The organism is Nonomuraea sp. ZG12, from assembly GCF_052068115.1.
In the GTDB taxonomy this organism is placed as follows: Bacteria; Actinomycetota; Actinomycetes; order Streptosporangiales; family Streptosporangiaceae; genus Nonomuraea.
On record NZ_JBQHCW010000002.1, the window covers coordinates 242,341 to 266,813 of the forward strand.

24 protein-coding genes are annotated in these 24,473 nt (G+C 72.4%); 8 read left to right on the plus strand and 16 right to left on the minus strand.

Annotated elements, in window-relative coordinates; all coding sequences use genetic code 11:
* Positions 1-91: 91 nt before the first annotated feature.
* Positions 92-457, minus strand: coding sequence for an SgcJ/EcaC family oxidoreductase (locus tag ACTMTF_RS08180; protein ID WP_441110020.1), 366 nt, complete (start codon positions 455-457; stop codon positions 92-94).
* A 71-nt stretch (positions 458-528) separates the two neighbouring features.
* Between ACTMTF_RS08180 and ACTMTF_RS08185 the strand changes: the two genes are divergently transcribed.
* Genes ACTMTF_RS08185 through ACTMTF_RS08195 form a run of 3 tightly spaced genes read left to right on the plus strand, consistent with a single transcriptional unit; the run spans position 529 to position 2,895 of the window.
* Positions 529-1,164, plus strand: coding sequence for a TetR/AcrR family transcriptional regulator (locus ACTMTF_RS08185; RefSeq protein ID WP_397012817.1), 636 nt, complete (start codon positions 529-531; stop codon positions 1,162-1,164).
* The gene (locus tag ACTMTF_RS08190) at positions 1,161-1,868 is read left to right on the plus strand and encodes an SDR family NAD(P)-dependent oxidoreductase (RefSeq protein ID WP_441110021.1); all 708 of its coding nucleotides are present in this window, start codon (positions 1,161-1,163) and stop codon (positions 1,866-1,868) included. The genes ACTMTF_RS08185 and ACTMTF_RS08190 overlap by 4 nt, the downstream gene beginning before the upstream one ends.
* A gap of 1 nt (position 1,869) precedes the next feature.
* Positions 1,870-2,895 carry a nitronate monooxygenase gene (locus tag ACTMTF_RS08195; protein ID WP_441110022.1) on the plus strand — a complete coding sequence of 342 codons (1,026 nt, stop codon included), beginning with the start codon at positions 1,870-1,872 and terminating at the stop codon, positions 2,893-2,895.
* A gap of 26 nt (positions 2,896-2,921) precedes the next feature.
* Here the strand turns inward: ACTMTF_RS08195 and ACTMTF_RS08200 are convergent, their stop codons facing one another.
* On the minus strand, positions 2,922-3,791 hold the full coding sequence (locus tag ACTMTF_RS08200; protein ID WP_397012823.1) for a sigma-70 family RNA polymerase sigma factor: 870 nt from the start codon (positions 3,789-3,791) through the stop codon (positions 2,922-2,924).
* 81 nt (positions 3,792-3,872) lie between these two features.
* Here ACTMTF_RS08200 and ACTMTF_RS08205 point away from each other — a divergent pair, with 81 nt between their 5' ends.
* Positions 3,873-4,253 carry a DoxX family protein gene (locus tag ACTMTF_RS08205; RefSeq protein WP_441110023.1) on the plus strand — a complete coding sequence of 127 codons (381 nt, stop codon included), beginning with the start codon at positions 3,873-3,875 and terminating at the stop codon, positions 4,251-4,253.
* Positions 4,254-4,279: 26 nt separating this feature from the next.
* Here the strand turns inward: ACTMTF_RS08205 and ACTMTF_RS08210 are convergent, their stop codons facing one another.
* The 3 genes from ACTMTF_RS08210 to ACTMTF_RS08220 all read right to left on the minus strand — a co-directional run bounded on the left by ACTMTF_RS08210 (position 4,280) and on the right by ACTMTF_RS08220 (position 8,267).
* Complete coding sequence (locus tag ACTMTF_RS08210) at positions 4,280-5,884, minus strand: ABC-F family ATP-binding cassette domain-containing protein (RefSeq protein WP_441110024.1); 1,605 nt, start codon at positions 5,882-5,884, stop codon at positions 4,280-4,282.
* On the minus strand, positions 5,877-7,502 hold the full coding sequence (locus ACTMTF_RS08215; protein WP_441110025.1) for an ABC-F family ATP-binding cassette domain-containing protein: 1,626 nt from the start codon (positions 7,500-7,502) through the stop codon (positions 5,877-5,879). The genes ACTMTF_RS08210 and ACTMTF_RS08215 overlap by 8 nt, the downstream gene beginning before the upstream one ends.
* A gap of 222 nt (positions 7,503-7,724) precedes the next feature.
* Positions 7,725-8,267 carry a TetR/AcrR family transcriptional regulator gene (locus tag ACTMTF_RS08220; RefSeq protein ID WP_441110026.1) on the minus strand — a complete coding sequence of 181 codons (543 nt, stop codon included), beginning with the start codon at positions 8,265-8,267 and terminating at the stop codon, positions 7,725-7,727.
* A gap of 154 nt (positions 8,268-8,421) precedes the next feature.
* On the opposite strand from ACTMTF_RS08220, the gene ACTMTF_RS08225 reads away from it, so the two are divergent.
* Positions 8,422-9,264, plus strand: coding sequence for an oxidoreductase (locus ACTMTF_RS08225; protein WP_441110027.1), 843 nt, complete (start codon positions 8,422-8,424; stop codon positions 9,262-9,264).
* A 156-nt stretch (positions 9,265-9,420) separates the two neighbouring features.
* Here ACTMTF_RS08225 and ACTMTF_RS08230 read toward each other — a convergent pair whose 3' ends face one another.
* From ACTMTF_RS08230 to ACTMTF_RS08275, 10 genes are all read right to left on the minus strand, one after another.
* Complete coding sequence (locus ACTMTF_RS08230; RefSeq protein ID WP_441110028.1) at positions 9,421-10,143, minus strand: alpha/beta fold hydrolase; 723 nt, start codon at positions 10,141-10,143, stop codon at positions 9,421-9,423.
* Positions 10,140-11,165 (minus strand): alpha/beta hydrolase, encoded by a 1,026-nt coding sequence (locus ACTMTF_RS08235; RefSeq protein ID WP_441110029.1) that lies wholly within the window; start codon positions 11,163-11,165, stop codon positions 10,140-10,142. The genes ACTMTF_RS08230 and ACTMTF_RS08235 overlap by 4 nt, the downstream gene beginning before the upstream one ends.
* A gap of 101 nt (positions 11,166-11,266) precedes the next feature.
* On the minus strand, positions 11,267-14,038 hold the full coding sequence (locus tag ACTMTF_RS08240) for a helix-turn-helix transcriptional regulator (protein ID WP_441110030.1): 2,772 nt from the start codon (positions 14,036-14,038) through the stop codon (positions 11,267-11,269).
* 155 nt (positions 14,039-14,193) lie between these two features.
* Positions 14,194-15,132 carry a hypothetical protein gene (locus tag ACTMTF_RS08245; RefSeq protein ID WP_441110031.1) on the minus strand — a complete coding sequence of 313 codons (939 nt, stop codon included), beginning with the start codon at positions 15,130-15,132 and terminating at the stop codon, positions 14,194-14,196.
* Complete coding sequence (locus ACTMTF_RS08250; RefSeq protein WP_441110032.1) at positions 15,129-15,620, minus strand: hypothetical protein; 492 nt, start codon at positions 15,618-15,620, stop codon at positions 15,129-15,131. Before ACTMTF_RS08250 ends, ACTMTF_RS08245 begins: the two co-directional genes overlap by 4 nt.
* 3 nt (positions 15,621-15,623) lie before the next feature.
* Positions 15,624-16,838: a macrolide family glycosyltransferase gene (locus ACTMTF_RS08255; RefSeq protein ID WP_441110033.1), complete on the minus strand. Its 1,215-nt coding sequence runs from the start codon at positions 16,836-16,838 to the stop codon at positions 15,624-15,626.
* Positions 16,835-17,842, minus strand: coding sequence for a patatin-like phospholipase family protein (locus tag ACTMTF_RS08260; RefSeq protein ID WP_441110034.1), 1,008 nt, complete (start codon positions 17,840-17,842; stop codon positions 16,835-16,837). Before ACTMTF_RS08260 ends, ACTMTF_RS08255 begins: the two co-directional genes overlap by 4 nt.
* A 91-nt stretch (positions 17,843-17,933) precedes the next feature.
* Entirely contained in the window at positions 17,934-18,773 is an 840-nt protein-coding gene (locus ACTMTF_RS08265) for an aldo/keto reductase (protein ID WP_441110035.1), read from the minus strand.
* Between the two features lie 159 nt (positions 18,774-18,932).
* Positions 18,933-19,982 (minus strand): radical SAM protein, encoded by a 1,050-nt coding sequence (locus tag ACTMTF_RS08270; RefSeq protein ID WP_441110036.1) that lies wholly within the window; start codon positions 19,980-19,982, stop codon positions 18,933-18,935.
* A complete protein-coding gene (locus ACTMTF_RS08275; RefSeq protein WP_441110037.1) occupies positions 19,979-20,284 on the minus strand; it encodes a hypothetical protein in 306 nt (101 codons plus the stop codon). The genes ACTMTF_RS08270 and ACTMTF_RS08275 overlap by 4 nt, the downstream gene beginning before the upstream one ends.
* A 269-nt stretch (positions 20,285-20,553) precedes the next feature.
* Between ACTMTF_RS08275 and ACTMTF_RS08280 the strand changes: the two genes are divergently transcribed.
* Complete coding sequence (locus ACTMTF_RS08280) at positions 20,554-20,832, plus strand: hypothetical protein (protein ID WP_441110038.1); 279 nt, start codon at positions 20,554-20,556, stop codon at positions 20,830-20,832.
* A 38-nt stretch (positions 20,833-20,870) separates the two neighbouring features.
* Here the strand turns inward: ACTMTF_RS08280 and ACTMTF_RS08285 are convergent, their stop codons facing one another.
* Positions 20,871-21,530: a hypothetical protein gene (locus ACTMTF_RS08285; RefSeq protein ID WP_441110039.1), complete on the minus strand. Its 660-nt coding sequence runs from the start codon at positions 21,528-21,530 to the stop codon at positions 20,871-20,873.
* Positions 21,531-21,676: 146 nt separating this feature from the next.
* Here ACTMTF_RS08285 and ACTMTF_RS08290 point away from each other — a divergent pair, with 146 nt between their 5' ends.
* Both ACTMTF_RS08290 and ACTMTF_RS08295 read left to right on the plus strand, forming a co-directional pair.
* On the plus strand, positions 21,677-23,713 hold the full coding sequence (locus ACTMTF_RS08290) for a sensor histidine kinase (protein WP_441110040.1): 2,037 nt from the start codon (positions 21,677-21,679) through the stop codon (positions 23,711-23,713).
* Complete coding sequence (locus ACTMTF_RS08295; protein ID WP_441110041.1) at positions 23,706-24,386, plus strand: response regulator; 681 nt, start codon at positions 23,706-23,708, stop codon at positions 24,384-24,386. Before ACTMTF_RS08290 ends, ACTMTF_RS08295 begins: the two co-directional genes overlap by 8 nt.
* Positions 24,387-24,473: the final 87 nt, after the last annotated feature.

Genomic DNA, 24,473 nt, shown 5'->3' on the forward strand with positions numbered 1-24,473 from the left:
GGTGACCCGAAGGCCACCGGCAACGGACGGGGAGTCGCCGTGGACATGAAGCCGGAGGTCGTGTCGGCGCCGGTCGCGGGCGTCGAGCCGGTCAGTGCTCGGCGCTGATCCGGGACACATGGTACTGATGGATCCGCCAGGCGCCCTCGTCCCGCCGCAGGACCAGCGACAGGTGCACCGGGGCCGCCCACCCCGTCGGGTCACGGAAGACGACGTCCGCGAACCCGCCGGCCACCTGGTCACCGATGGCGTAGGTGGTGAGGACGGTGACGTCGGCCGTGCGGTCGTCCGGCACGGCCTCGTAGTACGCGCGCACCGCGTCCCGGCCGGCGTGGACCTCGGGACCGAAGCCCTGGAAGAGGGCGTCGGGCGTGAACAGGTCGGCCATCGCGTCCACCTGATGGCCGTCGAACGCGGCCTTCCATCGGTCCAGGGTCTCGCGCATCGGGTCGGTCATGGTCTGCGGCTCTCACGGAGAAGGAATCGGCTAGTAGCCGACCGGTCTAGTAAAAGCGTACACTTGCCGGCATGGGACGCACCAGTGACGCCCGGCAGAAGATCCTCACCGCCGCGCAGGCGCTCATCGAGCTGCGCGGATACTCCGCGCTGGGCGTGGCCGAGATCTGCAAGGCCGCCGGCGTGCCGAAAGGCAGCTTCTACCACTTCTTCGAGTCGAAGGAGGCGCTCGCCCTGGCCGTCATCGACCAGCACTGGGCCGTCCAGCTCCGCGACTGGACGCGCGTCCTGAGCGGCGACGCCGAGCCTCTCCAGCGGCTGCGGCAGCTGTTCGAGGAGACCGCGGCCGCCCAGCGCGCCGGGCAGCAGAGCTGCGGCACCGTTTCCGGCTGCCTGTTCGGCAACCTGAGTCTGGAGTTAAGCAACCAGACCGAGGCCATCCGCGACCGCCTGCAGCAGATCTTCGACGCGCAGGTCGGCCTGGTCGACGAGGTCGTCGCCGAAGCGCTGGCAGCCGGCGCGGCCGACGTCCCCGACACCCGCGAGGCCGCCCGGTCCGTCGTCGCCCAGCTGGAGGGCCAGGTCCTGTTCGCCAAGCTCTACAACGACACCCGGCCGCTCGACGCCCTCTGGACCAACTGCCTGGCCCTGCTGGGCGCCCGCACCGAGGAGCGGGATCTCCCGCCTATGAGAGAGAAGACATCATGAGCACGCAGAAAGTCGCCGTCATCACCGGGGCATCGCAAGGCATCGGCGCCGGTCTTGTCACCGCCTACCGCAAGCTCGGCTACGCCGTCGTCGCCAACTCGCGCACCATCGCCGTGTCGCAGGATCCGGACGTCCTCGTCGTACCGGGCGACATCGCCGACCCCGCCACCGCGGAGCGGGTCGTCAGCGCCGGCGTCCAGCGGTTCGGGCGCATCGACAGCCTCGTCAACAACGCCGGGCTGTTCGTGGCCAAGCCGTTCACCGACTACACCGAGGAGGAGTTCGCCACGATCATGGGCGTGAACGTCGCCGGCTTCTTCCGCATCACGCAGCGGGCCATCCCGCACATGCTCGAGCAGGGCTCCGGCCACATCGTCAACATCACCACCAGCCTGGTCGACCATGCCAACTCCAGCGTGCCGTCCGTGCTGGCCTCGCTGACCAAGGGCGGCCTGCAGTCCGCGACCAAGTCACTGGCCATCGAGTACGCGACACGCGGCATCCGGACGAACGCCGTCTCCCCCGGCACCATCAAGACGCCGATGCACTCCGCGGAGCAGCACGCCATGCTCGGCGCCCTGCACCCCGTCGGGCGCATGGGCGAGGTGAGCGACGTCGTCGACGCGGTGATCTACCTGGAGACCGCCCCCTTCGTCACGGGCGAGATCCTGCACGTCGACGGCGGCCAGAGTGCCGGCCACTGAGATGACGTCCCCACTGACGGCTCTCGGGGTGAGCGCCCCGATCCTGGCCGCGCCGATGGCAGGCGGCCCCAGCACGCCCGCCCTGGTCACCGTGGCGGCCCGGGCGGACGGCCTGGGGTTCCTCGCCGGTGGATACCGGACTGCCGACGCGCTGGCCCAGCAGATCGCCGAGGTCCGCGCCGAAGGCGTGAGCTTCGGCGTCAACCTGTTCGCGCCCAACCCCGTCCCGGTCGATCCCGACGCCTTCCGCCGCTACGCCCGGGCCATCGAGCCGGAGGCCCGCGCCTACGACATCGACGTCCAGGCCGCCGGCATCGTCGAGGACGACGACCACTGGCCGGACAAGATCGACCTGCTGCTGTCCGACCCGGTGCCGATCGCCGGCTTCACCTTCGGCATCCCGCCGGCGGCGGTGATCGCCGCCCTGCGCGCCGCCGGAACCCTGGTCGTCCAGACCGTCACGTCTCCCGTGGAGGCTCGTCAGGCCGTGGAAGCCGGCGCCGACCTGCTGACCGTGCAGTCCTCCGACGCGGGAGGGCACTCCGGCACGCTCACCCCGCACCGCCTGCCGGCGTCCATCCCCCTGCCCGAGCTGGTGCGGCAGGTGCGGCAGGCGGTATCGGCGCCGCTGATCGCCGCGGGCGGGCTGGCCACCCCGGCGGCCGTGCTCGCGGCACTGCGCGCCGGAGCCGCGGCCGTCATGGTCGGCACCGTCCTGCTGCGGGCGGACGAGGCCGGCACGTCGCCCTCCCACAGGGCCGCGCTGGCCGACCCGGCACGACACGGGACCGTGGTCACCCGGGCGTTCACCGGCCGGCCGGCGCGGGCGCTGCGCAACGACTTCACCGACCGCTACACCGGCCTCGCCCCGGCCGGCTATCCCGCCCTGCACCACCTGACCAGCCCCCTGCGCAGGGCCGCAGCCGCCGCGGGCGACCCCGAACGGCTCAACCTCTGGGCCGGTACGGGCCACCGCCACGCCACGGCGGAGCCCGCCGGGCAGATCTTGCGACGACTGACCCCGTAACCGGCCGAGGCGCGACCGCACGACGGCTAGCCGGGACGTCCCGGGAGGTCCATCTCCGCGAGGCGTCCCGGATCGGTCACCGACAGGATCTCGGTGATCCGGCCGTCGACCACGGTGCACGCCATCACGCTCGCCGGCCTGCCGCTCGCGTTCCACGCCACGATCCCCGGCTCCCCGTTGACGAGGACGGGGCGGGTGGTCGCCCTCGCGTGCATCGCGTGCCTGGCCTTACCGGCCACCTCGGTCGCCCCCAGCCTGACGACCACGCCACGCGCGGTGTGGCTGCGCCAGGTCACGTCCGGGTCGAGTACCCGCAGCAGCCCCTCGAAGTCGCCGCTCCGCGCCGCCGCGAGGAACGCGTCGACCACCGCCCGCTGCCGCCGCGGCTCGTCGGCCGGACGACGCGTGCCCTGCACCTTCCGGCGGGCCCGGCTGGCGAGCATCTTGGTCGCGTCCGCGGACCTGCCGATGATCTGACCGATCTCCTCGAAGGGCACCGCGAACATGTCGTGCAGCACGAAAGCCAGCCGCTCGGCCGGCCGCAGGCTGTCGAGCACCACGAGCAGTGCGAGCCCGACCGAATCGGCGAGCAGCGCGTCCTCCTCGGGCGCCCCGCCGCCGTCCCCGGTCACCACCAGCTCGGGCAGCCGGTCGTCGTACGACGCCTCGGGCCTGGCCTTACGCGAGCGCAGCAGGTCCAGGCAGACCCGGCCCACCACGGTGGTCAGCCAGCCGGCGAGGTTGTCGATCGCGTCAGCGTCCTGCCGCGCGAGCCGCAGCCAGGCCTCCTGCACCGCGTCCTCGGCGTCGGCCCGCGATCCGAGCATCCGGTAGGCCACCGCGACGAGTCGCCCGCGCTGCTGCGCGAAGGCTTCGTCGATATTTGGTGCGGTCATGTCGTTACCTTCCCCGAGCGAGTTCCGTCATGGGTTGATGACGGGCCCGGAAGGGCCAAGGTAACCGGCAAGGAGAAACTCATGAACCTCGCTCTGTGGATCAGCACCGGCCTGCTGGCCGCCGTCTTCCTCTTCGCGGGCGCCAACAAGCTTCTCATCCCCCGGGAGAAACTGGCCAAGGCTCCCGGCGGCGGATGGGCCGGCGACTTCGGCGCCGGCTTCATCAAGGCCCTCGGAGCGGTCGAGATCCTGGGCGCCATCGGTTTGATCCTGCCCGCCGTGCTCGACGTCGCGCCGGTTCTGGTGCCGCTGGCGGCCACCGGGCTAGCGATGATCATGGTCGGGGCGGCGGTCGTGACCTTCCGCCGCCGAGAGCCCGGGCACGCGCTGCTGAACCTCGCCTACCTCGCCCTGGCCGTCTTCGTGGCGTGGGGCCGCTTCGGTCCCGGGTCGTTCGGGTGATCTCGCCTGCCGGGACCCGCACGGGCTCATGGCAGGCGGATGTGGCGGCCCTGCCAGCGGGCACGCAGCCAGCGGTCGTGGCTGGCGATCACGATCGCACCTGGACCGGCGGCTCCCAGGGCCTCTTCCAGCTCGTCGGAAAGGCGGGGTGAGAGGTGGTTGGTGGGCTCGTCGAGCAGGAGCAGCCCAGGTGGGTCCGCCATCAGCAGCGCCAGCGCGAGCCGGCGGCGCTGGCCGACCGACAGCTCCCCCACTCTCAGGTCCAGGTCACGCCGCCCGATCAGGCCGAGCGAGCGCAACGGTACGGACGCGGCACGCTCGGGACCGAGCGCCCGCTCGTACGTCTCCCGCACCGTGCGGTCCGGCCGCTCGAACGCGGTGTCCTGGGCCAGCAGGCCGACGGTCAGTCCGGGCCGTCGCCGTACCTCTCCCCGCGCCTCCAGCCGTCCGGCCAGCACCGACAGAAGGGTGGACTTGCCCGCGCCGTTCGGGCCGGTGACCAGCAGCCGCTCCTCCGGCGCCACATCGAGCCGGTCGATCGCGAGCCGTCCACGCACCCGCACCTCCCGCAGGGACAGCAAGGGCTCGTCGCGGGGCTCGCCGGAAACGGCGGCGAGCGGCGAGCGGAAGCGGAGCGGGGGCGGCGGGGCGGGGACCTGCTCGCGTTCGAGCTCGGCGAGCCGGCGGGCGGCGTTGCGCACCCTGCGGGAGATCTGGTGCTGCACACGTCCGCCGCGGTGTCCGTACCCCATCTTCTCGTTGTCGCGCCGCAACCCGTCCAGCGCCACCTGCCGCGCCGTCACCGCGACGGCGCGGCGCAGCTCGCCGAGCTCCTCCTGCTCCTCGGCGTGGCGGCGCTCCCAGCGCGCACGTTCGGCGCGCTTGTCGGCCAGGTACGCGCCGTACCCTCCCCCGTACCGGACGGGCCCGTCCAGCGACGGGTCGAGGTCGACCAGGTCGGTGCAGACCGCGTCCAGGAACGCCCGGTCGTGGCTCGCCACGACCACCACCCCGGTCATGCCGCGCAGCTGCTCCTCCACGAACCCGGCCGCGTCGTCGTCCAGGTGGTTGGTGGGCTCGTCCAGCAGCAGCGCGGCGGGCCGCCTGATCAGCAGCGCCGCCAGGGCGAGCCGCCCACGCTGCCCGCCCGACAGCGACGCGAGCGGGCGGCCGTGCGGCACGCCACCCAGGCCCAGCCGGTCGAGAACGATCTCCGCGCGCCGGTCGGCGTCCCAGGACTCCCGCTGTCGCGCCTGGTCGAGCCGGGCCCCGTACGCTTCGAGCAGCGCGGCGTCGTCCGGGGCCTCGGCGAGCGCGCGGGTGAGCCGGTCGAGCTCGGCCAGGTCCGTACGGGCCTCGCGCAGCGCGTCGTCGAGCACGTCGGCGAGCGTGGCGTCACCCGCGAACGGCATCTCCTGATGCAGGAAGCCCAGGTCGGCGGGCCGTGCGACGGTCCCGGAGTCCGGCTCGTCCGCTCCGGCCAGCAGCCGCAGCAGGGTGGACTTGCCCACGCCGTTCTCGCCGATCAGCCCGATCCGGTGGCCGGGCGCAGCGGTGAGCGAGACGCCGTCGAGCACGCGCCGCGTGCCCAGCGTCCGTACGAGATCGCGGGCGAGCAGCGCGTCACTCACCGGCGGGCCCTCCCGTCTCCAGCAGCCGCCCGCCGGACAGCTCCAGCCAGCGCTCCACCCCGATCTCCACCAGGAACCGCTCGTCGTGGCTGACCACCACGAACGCCCCCTCGTACGCGGCGAGCGCGCTCTCCAACTGCGCCACGCTGACCAGGTCGAGGTTGTTGGTCGGCTCGTCCAGCAGCAGGAGCTGGGGCGCCGGCTCGGCGCACAGCACGCAGGCCAGCGTGGCGCGCAGCCGTTCGCCGCCCGACAGCACGCCCACCGGCAGGTGGGCGCGGGCGCCACGGAACAGGAAGCGGGCGAGCAGGTTCATCCGCTCCGCCTCCACCATGCCGGGGGCGAAGGCGGCCAGGTTCTCGGCCACGGTCCGCTCGACGTCGAGCAGGTCGAGCCGCTGCGACAGGTAGGCGACCCGGCCGTCGGCCCGCCTGGTCGTGCCGCCGTCGGGCTCCAGCTCGCCGCTGATCAGGCGCAGCAGGGTGGACTTGCCGGCGCCGTTGGGACCGGTCAGCGCGATGCGCTCGGGCCCGCGGACCGTCAGGTCCAGGCCCGGCCCGGCGAACAGGCCACGGGCCTGAAGACTCTCGCCCTGGAAGACCGTGCGCCCGGCGGGCACGTTGGTGCCCGGCAGCTCCAGCGCGATCCTCTGGTCGTCGCGCAGCGCGCGCCCGGCCTCGTCCAGCCTGGTCTTGGCGTCGCTGACGCGGGCGGCGTGCATCTGTCCCGCCCGCCCGGCTGACTCCTGCGCGCCCCGCTTCATGTTCCCGGCGAAGATCCGCGGCAGCCCGGCGTTCTTGAGGTTGCGGGCGGCGTTGCCCGCCCGGCGCTCGGCCCGCTCGCGGGCCTGCTGCATCTCCCGCTTCTCGCGCTTGAGCTCCTGCTCGGCGCTGCGCACGCTCCGCTCGGCGGCCTCCTGCTCGGTACGCACGGCCTCCTCGTAGGCGGTGAAGCCGCCGCCGTAGAAGCGGATCTCGCCCCGGTCGAGCTCGGCGATGCGGTCCATCCGGTCGAGCAGGGCCCGGTCGTGGCTGACCAGGAGCAGGCAGCCGGTCCAGTCGCCGAGCACGTCGTAGAGCTTGCGGCGGGCGGCGAGGTCGAGGTTGTTCGTCGGCTCGTCGAGCAGCAGCACGTCGGGCCGCCGGAGGAGCTGCGCGGCCAGGCCGAGCGAGACGACCTGGCCGCCGCTCAGCGTGCCCAGCACACGGTCGAACGCGAGCTCGCCGAGCCCGAGCCGGTCGAGCTGGGCACGGGTGCGTTCCTCGATGTCCCAGTCGTTGCCGATGGTGGTGAAGTGCTCCTCACCGGCGTCGCCCGACTCGATGGCGTCCAGCGCGGCGATCACCGGGGCGATGCCGAGCACCTCCGCCACGGTCAGGTCGCCGGTGAGGGGCAGGCTCTGGGGGAGATAGCCGAGCACGCCCTCGACGGTGACGCCGCCGCCGGTGGGCCGCTGCTCGCCGGCGATCAGCTTGAGCAGCGTGCTCTTGCCAGCGCCGTTCGGCGCGACCAAACCGGTACGGCCACCGCCCACGCTGAAGGACAGGTCATGGAAGACCGGGGTGTCGTCGGGCCAGGAAAAGGACAGGTGGGAACAGATGATGAGGGAGTCAGACATGTGAGAAGACCTCGTAGGAACGCACGGGCGCGCCGAAGCCGCCCAGTCAAGGGAACAGGGATTCGGGGAACGACGAACAGGCCACATTGGCGGCGGTCATCCGCGCCTGCCGGGGCCTGTCAACTTCCGGTATCACCCGGAGATGTCGTCGTCGCCTACCACGTCTGGTCTCCTAGTTCGGTCTCAAGCGTCTTTCACCCTAGCAGCTGCCGGGAGCAGCGCTCAGGGGGCGCCGACGCCTCGCAGGAGGGTGTCGACCACCACGTCGGCGGCCTGGGCGGCGGTCAGGTCGGCCAGTCGTTCGGCGGCGTGCAGCATGAGCGGCGGCAGCAGCGCGGACACCCAGCCGGGCGGCAGGTCGGAGCGCAGCAGACCCTCGTCGGTGGCGCGCCGCAGGAAGAGGTCGACCTCGTCGATCAGCTGCCGGCGGCGGTCGCGGATCGCCTCCTCGGCCAGCATGCGGCTCTTTTCCACCGGCCATTCGCGGTTGACCGCGATGATGCCCTCGACGTAGCGGTGCAGTGCGACCGCGACGGGGGCCTCGCGCAGCCGGGCGGCCTCGATGACCTCCTCGACCGCGTCGTACCGCGCTTGGTAGACGGCGGCCAGCAGTTCTTCGCGGGAGGCGAAGCGCCGGTAGACCGTGCGGCGGTCCACTCCCGCCGCGGCGGCGATGGCGGCGATGCTCACCGAGGGATCGTCGGCGATCAAACGGGCGCCCGCACTCAGGACACGTTCCAGGTTGCGTGTCGCGTCTGCTCTCACCGTGTCAATATACCCATGAACATGGCAGATAGAGCCACATTTAGCGCCTTGATAGGTCAGGTAGTTATTTTTCTGACACATGATGATGAAGCACATGAAATGAAGTGCTACGGTGAAGTGACAGTTAAGGTACGACAGAACGGAGGAACGACCGATGGAAAGGACATGGTTGATCACTGGGGCGTCGCGCGGCTTCGGGCGGCGGCTCACCGAGTCCGTCCTGCAGATGGGCGACCAGGTCATCGCCACCGCGCGACACCCTGAGCAGCTGGACGACCTGGTGGCCCGGCACGGCAGGCAGGTCCGGGCGGTCGCCCTGGACGTCACCGACGCCGCCGCGGCCTCCCGTGCCGTTCAGGAGGCCGTCGACGTCTTCGGCGGGCTCGACGTGGTCGTCAACAACGCCGGCTACGGCAACAGCGCGGCGATCGAGGAGATGCCCGAAGACGACTTCCGCGCACAGATCGAGACCAACTTCTTCGGCGTCGTGAACGTCACGCGGGCCGCGCTCCCCGTGCTGCGCGCGCAGCGGTCGGGAGTCTTCGTGCAGTTCTCCTCCATCGGAGGGCGCGTCGGCGGCACCCCCGGGATGGGCGCGTACCAAGCGGCGAAGTTCGCGGTCGAGGGCTTCTCCGAGGTGCTGGCCAGCGAGGTCGCGCCGTTCGGCGTGAAGGTCGTCATCGTCGAGCCGGGCGCGTTCCGTACCGACTGGCAGGGCTCCTCGATGCGGCTCCACCCCGTCGGCCCCGACTACGAGGAGACGGTGGGCGCCATCCACCGCTACCGGCAGGAGACCGACGGCACCCAGCCCGGCGACCCGGCCCGCGCCGCCGAGATCATCATCGACCTGGTCGGCTCGGACGACCCGCCGAGGCGGCTCCTGCTCGGCAGTGACGCCGTCGCCTCGGCCCAGCAGGCCGCGCGGCTACGCGCCGCCGAGACCGACAAGTGGGCCGACGTGAGCCGCTCGGCCGACTACCCCGCCGACGAACGCTAGGCCACCGCCACCGCCACCAGCGACCCGCGTCCTGGCAGGCGGCCACCGCGGCCGATTCAGCCGGACGGCCGGTGTTCTGCCGGCGTAACGGGATGTCCCCGGCCGTTGGCCGCCGGCCCCGGCGTGCACCCGCCGGGATCGGCAGCAGAGCCCCGTTCAGCCCCGTGCGTGCTCGGCGGCGTCGAGGATGGTGGTGGCCACGGCGACCGGCCGGGACACCGCGATCGCGTGCGAGGCGCCCGCGATCTCGCTGGTGCCGCGCGCGGAGGCGCGTTCGGCCATGAACCGCAGGGCCGCCGCCGGGATGTTGAGGTCCCGCTCGCCGAAGACCGACCAGGACGGCGTGGTACGCCAGCCTGGCTCGCCCGCCAGCCCGTCGGTCAGCGCCCGCTCGGTCACCGGCCGCTGCGTCGCCGCCATCAGCGCGGCCTCGTCCGCGTCCAGGTCGGCGCAGAACTGGTGGTGGAACTTGGCCTCGTCGATGCGGAACTCGTTGCCGCCGGAGGCCACCGGGTAGGCGTTCAGCGCCTCGCCGAGGCTGCTGCCCTCGAACTTGGCGGACAGCAGCAGCGCGCTCTCGCCCGGCTCGGGAGCGAAGGCGGCGACGTAGACCAGGGCCCGCACGGCCGGGTTGCCGGCCGCCGCCCGCGTGATCACCATCCCGCCGTAGGAGTGGCCCACCAGGACCACCGGCCGGCCGATCCCGGCGATCACGTCACGCAGGTACGTGGCGTCGCCCTCCACGCCGCGCAGCGGGTTCGCCACCGCGACCGCCGCCAGCCCATGGCCGTGCAGACGCCGGATGACGCCGTTCCAGCTCGCCGACTCGGCGAAAGCGCCGTGCACCAGGACGATGACGGGCTGCTCCGTGGTGGTCATGACTGTGCCTTTCCGGTGGTCAGGGCGGTCTTGATGACCTCGATGGCCTGGGCTGTCGCGGCCCGCGCGGCGTGGGTGCCGCGGACCGGGTCGAGCATCATGAAGTCGTGCAGGGTGCCGTTGTAGCGGACGCTGGTGGTGGGGACCCCGGCCGCCGTCAGCTTGCGGGCGTACGCCTCTCCCTCGTCGCGCAGCACGTCGTTCTCGTCGACGATGACGAACGCGGGCGGCAGCCCGGCCAGCTCCTCCAGCCCGGCGCGCAGCGGTGAGGCGGTGATCTCCGCGCGCTGGGCGGGGTCGGTGGTGTAGGCGTCCCAGAACCACGCCATGGCCTTGGCCGTCAGGTACGGGCCGTCGGCGAACTCCCGGTAGCTCCCGGTGTCCTGGGCGGCGTCGGTGACCGGGTAGTACAGCGACTGGTGCGCGAACCGCACGTCGCCGCGCCGCTTGGCGAGGATGGTCAGCGCGGCGGTCATGTTGCCGCCGACCGAGTCACCGGCGACCGCCAGGCGGGACGCGTCCAGGCCCTCCTCGGCGCCGTGCCGGGTGATCCACTGGGCGGTGGCGTAGGCCTGCTCGATGGCCACCGGGTACCGCGCCTCCGGTGAGCGGTCGTACTCCACGAAGACGACCGCCGCGCTCGCCCCGACGGCGAGTTCGCGGACGAGCCGGTCATGTGTGCCGGCGTTGCCGAGAACCCAGCCGCCGCCGTGCACGTACAGCACGACGGGCAGCACGCCGGTGACGCCGGCGGGCTTGACGATCCGGACCCGCACCTCGCCGGCCCCGGCCGGCACGGTGATCCACTTCTCGGCCACCGCCGGCTTGTCCACCGGCCCGGCCTGCAGGTCGTCCAGCACCTTACGGGCGCCGTCGGGCCCCAGCTCGTACGGGAACGGGGGCTTGGAGGTCGCCTCGGCGAGCTCCTGGGCCGCCGGTTCAAGGACGTGCTCGTTCCTGCGGACGTTCTCCGTCTCCTGGCCGATTCCCCGTTCGGGTTTCGAGCCACCGGTTGCTCTCATGATCCACCTCTCCGTGCGGACTCGTTTGCGTGCCACACTGGTGACCGGGCAGCCACCCGATTCGTGACAGCGCCGTCTCGTCCGAAGCGAGGGCGACCGGATCAGGCCGTGGCCGCCGTGCCTTCGAGCAGGGTGGTACGGATCTGCCTGCGGGAGGCGATGCCGAGCTTCGCGAAGACCTTGCGCAGGTGCCATTCGACGGTGTGGGGGCTGATGAACAGCTGGGCCCCGATCTCGGGGTTGGTCAGCCCGTCACCGGCCAGGCGGGCTATCTGCGCCTCCTGGGCGGTGAGGGTGGTGTGCACCTCGGCGGTGCGCTTGCGCACGGTCTCGCCGGTGGCCTGCAGCTCGCGCCGGGCGCGTTCGGCGAACGCCTCGGACCCCATCCGGCTGAGCATCTCGTACGCGATGCCCAGCTGCTCGCGCGCGTCGACGCGGCGGTTCTCCCGGCGCAGCCACTCGCCGTAGAGCAGCCGGGCGCGGGCCAGCGATGTCCGGACCTCGGTGCGGCCGAGCCGCTCGATCGCCTCGCGGTAGAGGGTCTCCACGGCCGGTCCGTCGCTCACCTGGGCGCGGGCGCTCGCCGAGGTGCCGAGGGCCCAGTCGGTGCCGCTGGCCTGGGCCATCTCGTCGAGTTGCCGGGCGGCTTCGGCGGCGCGGGCGGGCCGGCCGCTCCGGGCGGCGGCCTCGACGAGCTCGATCAGGGATCTCATGAACGTTCCCCCGAGCTCCTGCGGGTGCTCGGAGCCTCGCTCGGCCGCGTTGTAGGCCTCCTCGTAGCGGCCGAGGCCGTTGTAGAGCACCGCGTTCGCCCATTGGGTGGCGGTCTGGACCTTGCCTTCCCCTTGCAGGGTCATGTCGCGGGTGACCGCTTCGCTCGCCTGACGCGTCGCGGCTTCCCGGCCCCGCCACGGCTCCAGCACCAGGGACGCGTACTGGGCCAGGGAGCGGCTGCCCGTGACCTCCCCGATCGTCATCGCCTCGGCGACCAGCGCCTCGGCCACGGCGAACTCACCGGCGAGGACCCGGTTCGACACGAGCATGTGCAGCGCAGGCGACAGCACCGACAGCGCCCCGGTCTCGCGGGCCAGGTCTGCCAGCCTCGCGGACAGGACGGACCAGCTGTCGAAGTCCCAGGCGTTGTGGGCCATGCGGCACGCGAGCGGGAGCCAGCCGAGGCCCTCTTCCCTGGAGACCCCTTCGGCGCGGAAGGCGTCCAGGGCCCGCAGCACCAGGGGCACGCCCGCCGCGTAACCCTCGGTGGCCAGCACGGCCACGCCGTTCAGCAGCAGATCGTTGCGCTGCGGTGGCGGACCCGGCGGTGCGGCGAGCGTCGCCTCGGCGATGTCGGCCATCTGCGCGCCGCTCGGCAGGCGGCCGGCGGCCATGGCCGCGTTCAGCGCGTCACGGTAGGTCTCGCGGGCCAGCCCGGCGTCCAGCGGCTCCAGCCGCCTGGCCGCGCCGAGCAGGAGCGGCAGGGCGGCGCCGGCACTCGTGGCGGCGAACACGACCCGGCCGCGCAACAGGCCGACCTGGGCGAGACTGCGTTCGTCCAGGAGACTGAGCTCGGCCGCGTCCAGCAGCTCCAGCGCGGCGTCGTAGCCTCCGGCCTGGTATTTGGCCCGGGCCGCCGCCAGCGCTCTGGCGCCTCGGCGGGCGGGATCGGGGGTCAGCTCGGCCGCCCGCTCGTGGAACGCGGCCGCCGCGGCGACGCCGCCGCGTGCCTGCGCGCGGTCGGCGGAGCGCTCCAGCTCGACGGCCACCGTCTCGTCGGGGCTGGCCGTCGCGTTGGCCAGATGCCAGGCCCGGCGATCGGGATCCGCCTGTGCGTCGGTCGCGTCGGCCAGCGCGCGGTGCACGTCCTGCCGGTCCTGCGGGGCCGCCACCCGGTAGGCGGCCGAGCGCACCAGCGGATGGCGGAACCGCACGCGCGTCCCGATGGAGATCAGCCCCGCCGCTTCGGCCGACGACGCGGCGGACGCCTCGATGCCGAGCTGCTCCGCCGCCCGGGTCAGCAGGGTCACATCGCCGACCGGCTCGGCCGCCGCGATGAGCAGCAGCCGCTGCGTCTCGGCGGGCAGCGACTGGACCCGCCGCAGGAAGCTCTGCTCGATCTGGCTCGCCAGCGGCCGCGCGTCGGGCCGGCCGAACCCACCCGCCAGCTCCCCCGGCGTCAGCCCACGGGGCAGCTCCAGCAGGGCCAGCGGGTTTCCCTGCGTCTCGGCGACGATCCGATCCCGTACGTGCTCGTCGAGCCGCCCCGGAGTGACCGAGTCGAGCAGGGCGCGGGCGTCGCCGTCGCTCAGCCGACCCACCTCCAGCTGCTCCAGCCCCGCCAGCTCGGCTTCGAGACCGGGCTCGCGCACCGCCAGGACCAGCCCGATCGGCTCCGCGAGCAGCCGCCGCGCGACGAAGGCCAAGGTCTGCGCGGAGACCTCGTCCAGCCACTGGGCGTCGTCGACGAGGCAGATCAGCGGCCCCTTCTCCGCCGCGTCGGCGAGCAGGCTGAGCACCGCGAGCCCGACCAGGAAACGGTCCGGCGGAGCTCCCGCCCTCAGGCCGAACGCCGTCCCGAGCGCGTCACGCTGCGGCTCCGGCAGGCGGTGGAGCTGGTCCAGGAACGGGGCGCACAGCTGGTGCAGTCCGCCGAAGGCCAGCACCATCTCCGACTCGACGCCCGCCACCCTGGCGATCCGGCAGCCGGACGCGCTGCGCCGTACGTGCTCCAGCAGCGCCGTCTTGCCGATGCCGGCCTCGCCGCGCAGCACCAGGACCGAGCTGCGACCGGCCTGCACGCTCGTCACCAGCCGGTCCAGCGTCTCGCACTCGAGCTGCCGCCCGCGCAGCTGCGACCCAGGATTCCTGCTTGCCATCGGCACCGCCCCTCGCCGACCGTATGCCTGCCGGCCAGCGAACTGGCTAGGGGAGGAGTCGACCGGCACTACGTCTCGCGTCGGCCAGCAGCCTACCTCTCCCATGTCGATCAGCGCGCCCGGGCAGACGGGCGGCGGCGGCTCGGCCGGCCCTCTCATCGCACCGGATCGGTTCGCGCGGCCATCGCGCCGCGCTGGGCGCGGATGACCGCGATGACGGTGCCGGCGGTGCGGTCGAGGTGGCTGCGGCCGTCGGGCAGCAGCTCCTCCGGGCTGATGTAGCTGCGCCGCCCGACGTGGGTGGCCGGGTCGAGCCGGTGCACGGTGATCTTTCCGGCGCGGTCGGCCCGGTTCCAGCCGCTGCGCCGGAACAACCGCCAACGCTGGGGGAACATCCAGATGCCGACCCGCTCGATCCGGTCGCCCGCGCTGGTGAGCTGATGCAGGTGATGGGCGTAGGTGAGATCGTTGGCGCCGTTGTGGAACCCGCCGATGGTGATCAGCAGGAGCGGGGCGCGCAGTTCGGTGTGCAGTTGCTCGACCGCGCCGGTGGCGACCTGGGCGCCGCCGCTGTAGCTGAGCAGCACCACGGGTATGCCGCTGTCCGGCCGGTAGCCGGCCAGGCGCAGCTGGTGGGCGATCTGCGCGCCCACCGCGCGGTTGTACAGGGGACGGTACCTCCGGTCGGCCGCGACGAAGATCTGCATGACGTTGTGCAGGAACAGCAGGAGCCCGATGCGGCGGCGCAGCCAGTCCCACACGGGCCGGTCGACGAGCGGGTCGGCCAGCGGGGAGTACGGCTGCACCTGCCCCAGCACGCGCAGCTCCGGCGCTCCGGCGATCAGGGCCTTGACCAGCTGACCCCCGTCGCGGGTGTCGCGGAAGCGGCGTTTCCCGATGCCGTCCAGGTAGACCAGGTAGGCGTCCGGGGGACGGTCGGGGTCCGCGCCCCGGGCGTACGGCATGCCGTGCGGAAGCTCGGCGGTGGGCGTCCGCCAGCCGGCGGTGTACGCCATCACCTCGTAGCGGGCGAGCAGGGCCTCAGCGAGCAGGACCGGACCGAGGACCAGGACGAGAAGCGGGAACTCGGTCATGTGAGCGACTCCTGTACCTCGGCGACACTGATCCGCACGACCAGTCGCCGTACGACGTCGACGGCGGCGGCGAGGCCGACCCCGGCGACGGCGACGCAGCCTGCGGCGGCCCACCACCCCAGCCCGGTCATCGCGGCGAGCGAGGTGGCGAGGCCGGCGCCGACGCCCACGAGGAGCAGCAGGTGCAGCAGCGGCCCGAGCAGCGGGAACGCGATGACGGCGGTGAGAACCAGCGGGGTGATCTGGGCGGGCGTCCAGGTCAGCGTGGCGACGCCGGACACCGGAGCGGACAGCGTCAGCTCGGCCACGGTCCATGCGGACAGCGGCCACAGCGCGAACACGGCGCCCTCGACCACGGCACCGGTCAGCAGGAGCCTGATCGCGTGCGACCGCGACACGCTGGATCGGCGAGCCACCAGGGGCAGGATCCGCCCGGCGGACTCGGACAGCCCGGCGACCAGCAGCAGGACCACGACGAGGGGTGACATCGGTCAGCGCTCCTGCGGCACATCGGCCAGCGGGCTGACCTTGCGCAGGCGGCGCAGATAGTGCTCCAGCTCGTGGGCGGCGCGCCGGTAGCCGCCGGCCTCGCGCTGGGCGATCCGCATGGTGGCCGCCGCGGCCCGGAAGCGCGGCTCGTCGAGCAGACGCCGGGCGAGGGCGTTCACGCTTTCCGGGGAGGCGTCCTCGGTACGGAGCGACAGGCCGGTGCCGACCTCGACGACGCGCCGGGCCACCAGGGGCTGATCGGCGCCCTGAGGGACCACCAGCATCGGCACCCCGGCGTGCATGGCCTCGTTGACGCTGTTCATCCCCCCGTGCGTGACGAACAGCGAAGCGCGGGCCAGCACCTCCGGTTGCGGCACGGAGTGGCGGGCGATCACGTTGGCCGGCAGCGGCTCCAGCGTGGCCGGATCGGTGTGCCCGGTGGAGACGATCACGGTGCCGCCCAGCGGTGCGAGCGCGGTGGCGAAGGTGCGCAGCAGGTGCGGGCCGGCGTCGAACACCGTGCCCAGCGAGGCGTACAGCACCGGGCCTCGCAGGTCGGCCGGGAACGTGGGGTCGGCGGGACGGGCGCCCAGGCTGGGGCCGACGAACTGGTAGGAGTGGTCGAAGGCGTCCACGCCGGGCTGGAACGCGCGCGAGGTGAAGACCAGGTTGAGCGGCTGGCGGATGTTCAGGAGGTCGAAAAGGGGCAGGCCACGGGTGGCGTAGCGGCGGCGCAACTCCCACCGCGACCGGAGGTAGCCCTGGGCGACGCGGAGCCGGGTCGCCGCCGAGGCCAGCAGCTCCCACGAGGCGCGGGTGGGGCTGAGCGCTTCCCGGTTGAACGCGAACGTGGTGAACGTCGCTGCCGCCGGCACCCCGAGCACGCGGGCGGCGACCGCCCCCCAGGGGCAGGCGGCGTCGTGCACGATCAGGTCGGGCCGGGCGCGCCGCAGGTCGGAGAGCACGGCGGGCAGCAGGCCGACGGCGGTGCGCGCGAGCCCGTCCAGCAGCGTGATCGGCATCGGCGGATCGGGGAGCGGCTGGTCGCCCCCGGCGTAGAGGTACACGCTCGCGCCGGTGGCCGCGATCTCCTCCGAGAACGCGGGCGAGGTGTGGTAGGTGACGGTGTGGCCACGGCGGACGAGCTCGGCCACGACCGGCAGCGTCGGATTGATGTGCCCGTGCATGGCGATGTTGAGGAACGCGATGGTGCTCATCGGGCGACCCCCGAGACGAAGGCGGTCCGTGCCCTGCCCAGGCCGGCCGATGGCGCGGGCGAACCGTCGATCCGGTACAGTCCGGGCCCGCTGATGCTCAGCCCGTCGAGGAAGCGGCCCGCCGCGAGCGAGGCGGTGGCGATCAGCCGCCGGGACTGGCCGAAGTCCCACGGCGCGGGCCAGGTCTCGACCCCGGTCGGCAGCACGACGGTCGGGATCCGTTCGGACACCTCGTGCAGGTCCCGCTCGATCTGATCGTGCCAGAGCAGCAGCCCCGCCCTGGCCGCGACCGCGCCGGCCCGCCGGGGCGGGATGATCGGGCGCAGCGGCCAGCTCGTCGGCCCGGTCGACAGCACCAGCACGCTGGCCGCACCTGCCCGCAGGGCCGCCCGCACCGGGACCAGGGCGATCACCCCGCCGTCGACCAGCGTGCGGCCGTCCCGGTCCACCGGGGGCAGGACCCCCGGGATGGCCGCGCTCGCCAGCAGCGCGGACTCGAGGTCTCCGTGGTCGAGCAGCGCCTGAGCGCCGGTGGCCAGATCCATGGCCACCGCGGTGAAGGGGATGTCCAGCTGCTCGATCCGCGACGGCAGCCCGGCCCGGGCGATCAGCCTGCGCAGGCCGCGATCGGCGAAGATGCTGGCCCGCGAGGACAGGAAGCCGAGCGGGAACACCTCACGGCGACGCGCCTGGGTCCACACGCGATCCAGCCAGGGTGCGGCCGTGCCGGGGTGGGCGGCCGCGATCGCTCCGTTGAGTGCGCCCACCGAGGTCCCGACGATCAGATCCGGTACGAATCCGCGCTGCTCCAGCGCGTACCCGATGCCGACCTGCGCGGCCCCGAGCACTCCCCCGCCGCCGACCACCACCGCCACCGGACGGGGCAGGGTGCGCAAGCTCGCCGGTGACGGGGACCGCGTGCCGCCCATCATGGCCTGACGCTCCCGCTCGCCGAAGTCGTCGGGAGCCGGGGAGGCCGATCTCCGGCTGTATGTGACACTCATGATCAGTCCTCTCCACCACGGCGGCGCATCGAGGCCTTCCTCAGCTAAGACAGGGCAGCCGGCCCATCTGTGACACCCTCGGCGTCGCTGGTCAGGCGAGGTCGGCCAGGTCCTCCTGGGTGAGGCTGATCGACCGGGCGGTCAGGTTCTCCTCCAGGTGCGCCACGGAGCCGGTGCCCGGGATGGCCAGGGTGACCGGCGACAGCGCCAGCAGCCAGGCCAGGGCGATCTGCTGAACGGTGGCGCCGTGCCGTTCGGCCACCTTGACCAGGCCGGGGTCGTTGATGTCGGCCCTGCCGCCGCCGAGGGGGAAGAAGGGGACGAAGGCGATGCCGGCCTGCGTGCAGGCGTCCAGGACGGCGGTCTCGTCGCGATGGGCGATGTGGAAGTTGTTCTGGACGGCCGCGACAGGGGCGATCGCGCGGGCCTCGGCGAGGTGGCCGGTGTCGACGTTGCTGATGCCCAGGTGGCGGATCAGGCCCTCCTCGCGCAGCCCGGCGAGCACCTCGAAGCGTTCGGCGAGCGACTCGCCGCGCGGGGGTTCCACCGTGCCGATGCGCAGGTAGACCAGGTCGAGGTGGTCCACGCCCAGGCTTTCGAGGTTGGCTTCGACCTGGGGCCGGAGATCGGCGGCGGTGCCCTGGCCGGGACCGCCGGGACCGAAGACGGGGCCGACCTTGGTGGCGATGACCAGGGCGTCCGGATACGGGGACAGGGCCTCGCGGATCAGGGTGTTGGCGCGCACCGCGCCGTTCTCGCTGCGGTAGAAGTCGGCGGTGTCGACGTGGTGGACGCCGAGCTCAACGGCACGGCGCAGCACGGCGCGGCCGGACTCGGGGCCGCGGGCCGGCCCTGCTTGGGGCAGGCGCATGGCGCCGAAGCCGAGCCGGTCGATCGTCAGGTCGCCGCCGAGGCGGAACTGGTCGGTCATGTCTCTCCTCGTGATGGGTGGCCGCGAGGAACCGTCGTTTCCGTCGGCGCCGAAGCGGGGGCTCCCCTGCCACACGAGCCGGGAATCCGCCCGCTTCTTCACGCGTCTACCACCGTTACATTCACGACAGTATCATTCGATACCAAATGGGAGGACATGTCAGTCCCGCGCATCGCCCGCCAGCACGCCTGCCACCGCCTGAGAGCCAGGACGTTCTGTCAGCTGGAGCAGCTTCGGGCCCTGCCGGGTGAACGCCTCATAGGGACAGGCGGTCAGCTCGGAATCCCGCAGCTCCCAGCCCCGCAGCCACTGGCGGAACTTCGGGTTGTCCACCTCGAGCGAGCCGTCCGGAAGCAGACGCCCGACGGTGTTGGCCGGCTCCGACAATCCGACGGTGCACTTGCCGAGACGCCCGTCCGCGCGCACCATCAGCGAGTTGGCGCGGGCGGCGTAACACACCTCCTCCGGCTCGAACAGGCTCTCGCCTGGCCCGACCGCGCGGACGATCTCCTCCAGCGCGGCGATCCTCTCGTCCTCGGCGTCGAGTACCTCCATCGACGCGTCGTTGGCGCCGCCGAGGCGTACCACGCGCTTGAGAAACACCCGAAATCTGGGATCGTCCAGGAACGCGTCCCTCAACCGGGTAAGGAACGCCGGCATCACGGCCAGGTTGCCCGGCGTGAGGTGGACCCGCAGCAGCACACGAACGTCTGCCGAACCCTCCCGGATCGACGACAGGTTCCGCCAGATCCGATCGAACGTCCCCTGGCCGTCCGCCCGCACGCGCGTGTGGTCGTGGTGCTGGGCAGGCCCGTCCAGCGACACCTGAAACCTGCGGATCCCCAGCCCGGCCAGCCTCTCCGCCGCCGCGTGGTCGAGCAGGTAGCCGTTGGTGGTCATGTCACTGTCGTACCCGAGTCCCGGTGTGCGCCGCTGGACCTCGATCACATGGGAGGCCACCTCCTCGACGACCGATCGCGCCAGCATCGGCTCCCCGCCGAACCACGAGATCTGCAGATGCGTCAGATCACCGCGACGCCGATCGATGAGGTTCTTCACGCCCTCGACGACCTCGGAACGCATCCGCCCGATCGCGAAATCCTCATAACAGTAAGCACACCGGAAATTGCACTGCTCGGTAGGAAAAAGAATGAGATGGAGCCGGTCTCCACGGAACGAGGCCACCATCTCCCGATCGAACAGGCTCATCGGGGGGCGCAACCCATGGAGCAGTTGCCTCCGAAGCAGTTGTTGGCGACGTGACCCGAGTGGCCCGGATGCGGCGTCAGCTCCAGATCTCGAGCCAAGGCCGTCAGAGCCTGAGCGATTTCGGGATTGTCGATCGTGACCCTGCCCTCGTCGTCGACGCTCACGTCCTTCGCCCGGACGTGCACGGAGGATTCCTCATCGGCCATCGTGATCTCCTCGTTGATGTCAACCGATCTCACGACGGCTGCGGAATCGCCGAGCACGCGTAGTCCGGTAGTGTCACCTGCGGTTTCGCGAAGCATGTACCCGAGGCGGTCGCGGGGGATAGCAAAGACACCGCCAAAACGACCAGCTCTCAGTGCTCACCATCGGTGTCACCACACCCGCCGCACCCGCCTCTACCCTCGATGACGACAGCGGCCGGGGGTTGTGGCTGGTGGACACGCTCGCCGAAGAACGGGGATCCCACCAGGACGATACCGGCCGGTCGGTTTGATTCCGGCTGACCGAGCGCGATTTGACCTCTGAATTCGCCAGGCGACACTCATGATCAGTCGCCGACCGCGACACCGTGGAGATCGTCTGGCGTGGCTACGAGCTCGCCCCGGACGAGGGCCGGATCCCTGGCCCCGCCGCCGTCGAGGCCATGGCCGGATGGTGGGGCGACCGGGCGACGGCCCGGATCGCCCGAATCCAGTCCCTGGGACCGCGGAGGGCCTGGAGCTCAGCCTGCGTCTGGGTGGAGTCAGCCGATGGCCTTCGCCGTGACCCGGTCGCTCCTGCCGAACCAGCGTTCGATCAGCTCGCCGAGCGTGACCGGTACCTGCCGGTCGGGGCGCGGAAGTCGTAGGCGGTGAGGCGGCTGTGCCCGGCCGGGGAACGCTTCGATCAGCGCTCGTCCCGCGGCAGGACCAGCTCCGGGCGCAGGGCGAGCAGCACCCCGAGGGTGGCGTAGCCGAGCAGCAGGTGACCGCCGCCGACCCACCGCGCGCCTTCCTCTCCCGCCAGGATGTACAGCGGCACCGTCACCACGCCCCAGCTCTCGGCGATCATCGGCCACCAGCGCAGCGGCCCCCGCCACCGCCCGGCCACCGCGAGCTTGACCCCGATCACCAGCATGCCGAGCATGGACAGCGGCCAGAACACGTCCAGGACGGCCAGGGCCAGGCTGTCCTGCGCGGGGGCGGGCAGCACGCCGTGCAGGAGCGACCAGACGCTCGCCAGGCCGAGCAGCACCAGCTCCACCTTGAGCATGATCCGCGAGGCCCGCGAGGCACCTGTCGCCCGGGTCCTGATCTGCACCGCCAGCAGGGCGAACACGCCCGCCTGGAAGACCAGCCCGGTCAGGTCGCCGACGCGCTGCTCGAAGCCGGTGTTCACGGTCCCGTACAGGAAGATGCTCGCCGCCCAGACGAGCGTGCCCGTGGTGAGGGCGAGGCCGAGCCGGCGGACGCTGCTCGGCGTGATGGGCGGGCCGCCGTGGGTGAGCCGATCAGCGGCTACGTCCGTGCGGGCCCGGGCCGGGGTGGTGCTGACATGGGGATCCATGATGCTCCTCTCGTCGTCGTGGAGCCCCAGATTGTCGGCGGGAAGCCCTGGGCGGACAGAGGCGGATGTCCCGTTCCGTCCCGGGACCCAGGTCCCGGGACCCAGGTCCCGGGACAGACGCCCATGAATCAGATGTAATGCGTGGCGTGACGAGCAAGGGACGGGTCGCCCTGCCGGCGACGCTGGCCGCCGCCGCGGCGGCCATCATGGTCGCGACGGTGGCGCTGGACATCGGGACGGCAGGAGCGCCGATCCCGGCCGCCGCCGAGCTGGAGCCCGGGTGGCTGTCGGGTCTGTGCGGGCTGGCGCAGCTCGTGCCCGGCGTCCTGCTGCTGCGACGGCTGCCGGGGCATCCGGTGGCGTGGGTACTGACGGTGTTCGGGCTGCTGTGGCTAGTGGACGGAGTGGCGGCCAGCTGGGCGGCGTACGCCGTCTACGTCTCGCCGGGCTTGCCCGGAGCGTCGGCCGGTTACTGGTTCTACTCGCGTTTCGGCGCGGCACTGCTGCTCGGGCTGCCGCTGCTGATCCTGCTGTTCCCCGACGGGCGGCTGCCCGCCGGACGGGTCTGGCGGCCGGTGTCGATCGCGAGCCTGGCGCTCACCGGGCTGCTGACCGTGCTGCTGGTCACGGCGCCCGTGGCGGTGATGGTGCGCTTCCACTCGGCGCCGCTGCCGCCCGAGATCACGCGGCTGAGCCTCGACCCGTTCTCGGTCGCGCTGCCGTACGCGTTCTGGGAGCCGGCGCTGCGGGTGGCCTACCTGTCCGTACTGGTGAGCCTGGTGGTGCCGTTCGCGGCGATGGTACGCCGCTATCGGGCCGCCGATCCTGAACGGCGAACCCAGATCAAGTGGCTGATGTGGGCCGCGCTGGTCGACATGGTCGTGCTGCTATTGCCACTCAGGGTGCCGCCGGAACTGCCCGCCGTGCTGCTGGCGCTGACCGTCGGCCTCACCGCGGCGGCCGTGGTGGTGGCGGTCACCAAGTACCGGCTCTACGACGTCGACCGGCTGCTGTCGGCGACCGTCGCCTATGGCGTGCTCGCGGCGCTGGTCGTCCTGGTCGACGTGGCGGTGTTCACGCTGGCGGGCAGCGTGCTCGGCGAGCGGGACTCCGCGCTGGCCGCGATCGCGATCGTCGCGGTGGCCTACGCGCCGCTGCGCACGTGGCTGAGTCGCATGGCGCGGCGGCTCGTGCGGGGATCCGGTCACGATCCGTACGCCGCTGTCTCGACGCTGGCCGAGCGGCTGGAGCTGGCGACCGATCCGGACAAGCAACTGGTCGCGGTCGCCACGACCCTGACCGAGGCATTCCGCCTGGCCTACGTGCGGGTGGAAATCGAGCGGCCAGGGGGCGAGCGTTCGGTGGTGGAGCGCGGCTCGCCGCGCGGCGCCTCAGTGTCGCTGCCGGTGGCCTACAGGGGCGAGGTCGTCGGACAGCTGACCCTGTGCCGGACCGACCTGACCGAGCGGGACCAGCGCCTTCTCGGCGACCTCGTACGGCAGGCCGCGGCCGCGGCGAGGGCCGGCGAGCTCAGCACGGCCCTGCAACACATCCGCGCCAGGCTCGTCCTCGCCCGTGAGGAGGAGCGCCGCAGGTTACGGCGGGACCTGCATGACGGGCTCGGCCCCAGCCTGGGCGCGGTGGCGCTGCGCATCGAGGCAGCGCGGAACCTGGCGGCCGCCGCCCCCGACCAGGCCGACCGGATACTGGAGCAGACGGCGTCCGAGGTCAGCGGCGTGCTGGACGACGTCCGCAGGCTGGTGCACGACCTGCGCCCGCCCGCGCTCGATGAGCTGGGTGTGCTGCGCGCCATCGAACAGCAGGCCGACGGGTTCCGCTCGGCCGCCCTCGACGTGCACGTCACCGGCGACGGCGCCCTGGACACGCTGCCCGCAGCGGTGGAAGTGGCGGCGTACCGTATCGTGTCCGAGGCGCTGGCCAACGTCGTCAGGCACGCGGGCGCGGCCCGTTGCGACATCAGCCTGAGCGTGCGGGACGGGAGACTCGAGGTGGCTGTGCGCGACAACGGCATCGGCATCGGCCCCGACGTGGCCGCGGGCGTGGGCATGCTCTCACTCCGCGAGCGCGCCGCGGAGCTGGGCGGCGACTGCCAGGTGAGCTGCCCGTCAGACGGCGGCACCCTGGTCACCGCACGACTCCCCCTGGAGACCGCCGGTGTCTGACGAGCCGATCCGGGTGTTGCTCGCCGACGACCACCCGGTTTACCGGGACGGCCTGGCCATGCTGCTCGGGTCCATACCGGGCATCGAGGTGGCGGCCACCGCCGCGAACGGCACGGAGGCCATCGGGCGCACCGCCGACCTGCAACCTGACGTGGTCGTGATGGACGTGCGGATGCCCGGGCTCGACGGCATCGAGGCCACCAGGCGGATCGTTGCCGACAGCCCGCATGTCGGCGTCGTCGTGCTGACCATGGCGGAGGAGGACGCGACGCTGTTCGCCGCCATGCGCGCGGGCGCGCGCGGCTACCTGCTGAAAGGGGCCAACCAGGGGGAGATCGTGCGCGCGATCACCGCCGTGGCGCACGGCGAAGCCATCTTCGGCCCAGCCGTCGCCCGCCGCGTCGCCGACTTCTTCGCCGGCACCGCGACCACGTCGGCCGAGCCCGCCTTCCCCCAGCTGACACCACGCGAGCGGGAGATCCTCTCGCTGATCGCGGCAGGCCGTGCCAACGCGCAGATCGCCTCGGCTCTCTTCCTATCTCCGAAGACCGTGCGCAACAACGTCTCGAACATCTTCGCCAAACTGCACGTCGCCGACCGAGCCGAGGCGATTGTACGGGCTCGGGAGGCAGGGCTGGGGCGCTCCCGGCCCGGCCCCGCCGACCAAGGCTGACGCTCATCGATCATGTGAGGCCACGGCCTGACGAGATGGGCAGTACCTACGAAAGTCGCGGGTGCCGTGTGACTTTCGCCGGGGACG

Bases quoted from the DNA above. Each gene is read 5' to 3' on its own strand.
- ACTMTF_RS08260 (WP_441110034.1), bottom strand. From the start codon at position 17,842: ATGAGTGTCACATACAGCCGGAGATCGGCCTCCCCGGCTCCCGACGAC.
- ACTMTF_RS08270 (WP_441110036.1), bottom strand. From the start codon at position 19,982: ATGAGCCTGTTCGATCGGGAGATGGTGGCCTCGTTCCGTGGAGACCGG.
- ACTMTF_RS08185 (WP_397012817.1), top strand. From the start codon at position 529: ATGGGACGCACCAGTGACGCCCGGCAGAAGATCCTCACCGCCGCGCAG.
- ACTMTF_RS08180 (WP_441110020.1), bottom strand. From the start codon at position 457: ATGACCGACCCGATGCGCGAGACCCTGGACCGATGGAAGGCCGCGTTC.
- ACTMTF_RS08190 (WP_441110021.1), top strand. From the start codon at position 1,161: ATGAGCACGCAGAAAGTCGCCGTCATCACCGGGGCATCGCAAGGCATC.
- ACTMTF_RS08240 (WP_441110030.1), bottom strand. From the start codon at position 14,038: ATGGCAAGCAGGAATCCTGGGTCGCAGCTGCGCGGGCGGCAGCTCGAG.
- ACTMTF_RS08265 (WP_441110035.1), bottom strand. From the start codon at position 18,773: ATGACCGACCAGTTCCGCCTCGGCGGCGACCTGACGATCGACCGGCTC.
- ACTMTF_RS08205 (WP_441110023.1), top strand. From the start codon at position 3,873: ATGAACCTCGCTCTGTGGATCAGCACCGGCCTGCTGGCCGCCGTCTTC.
- ACTMTF_RS08275 (WP_441110037.1), bottom strand. From the start codon at position 20,284: ATGCTTCGCGAAACCGCAGGTGACACTACCGGACTACGCGTGCTCGGC.
- ACTMTF_RS08245 (WP_441110031.1), bottom strand. From the start codon at position 15,132: ATGACCGAGTTCCCGCTTCTCGTCCTGGTCCTCGGTCCGGTCCTGCTC.
- ACTMTF_RS08230 (WP_441110028.1), bottom strand. From the start codon at position 10,143: ATGACCACCACGGAGCAGCCCGTCATCGTCCTGGTGCACGGCGCTTTC.
- ACTMTF_RS08215 (WP_441110025.1), bottom strand. From the start codon at position 7,502: ATGTCTGACTCCCTCATCATCTGTTCCCACCTGTCCTTTTCCTGGCCC.
- ACTMTF_RS08225 (WP_441110027.1), top strand. From the start codon at position 8,422: ATGGAAAGGACATGGTTGATCACTGGGGCGTCGCGCGGCTTCGGGCGG.
- ACTMTF_RS08285 (WP_441110039.1), bottom strand. From the start codon at position 21,530: ATGGATCCCCATGTCAGCACCACCCCGGCCCGGGCCCGCACGGACGTA.
- ACTMTF_RS08250 (WP_441110032.1), bottom strand. From the start codon at position 15,620: ATGTCACCCCTCGTCGTGGTCCTGCTGCTGGTCGCCGGGCTGTCCGAG.
- ACTMTF_RS08255 (WP_441110033.1), bottom strand. From the start codon at position 16,838: ATGAGCACCATCGCGTTCCTCAACATCGCCATGCACGGGCACATCAAT.
- ACTMTF_RS08195 (WP_441110022.1), top strand. From the start codon at position 1,870: ATGACGTCCCCACTGACGGCTCTCGGGGTGAGCGCCCCGATCCTGGCC.
- ACTMTF_RS08200 (WP_397012823.1), bottom strand. From the start codon at position 3,791: ATGACCGCACCAAATATCGACGAAGCCTTCGCGCAGCAGCGCGGGCGA.
- ACTMTF_RS08235 (WP_441110029.1), bottom strand. From the start codon at position 11,165: ATGAGAGCAACCGGTGGCTCGAAACCCGAACGGGGAATCGGCCAGGAG.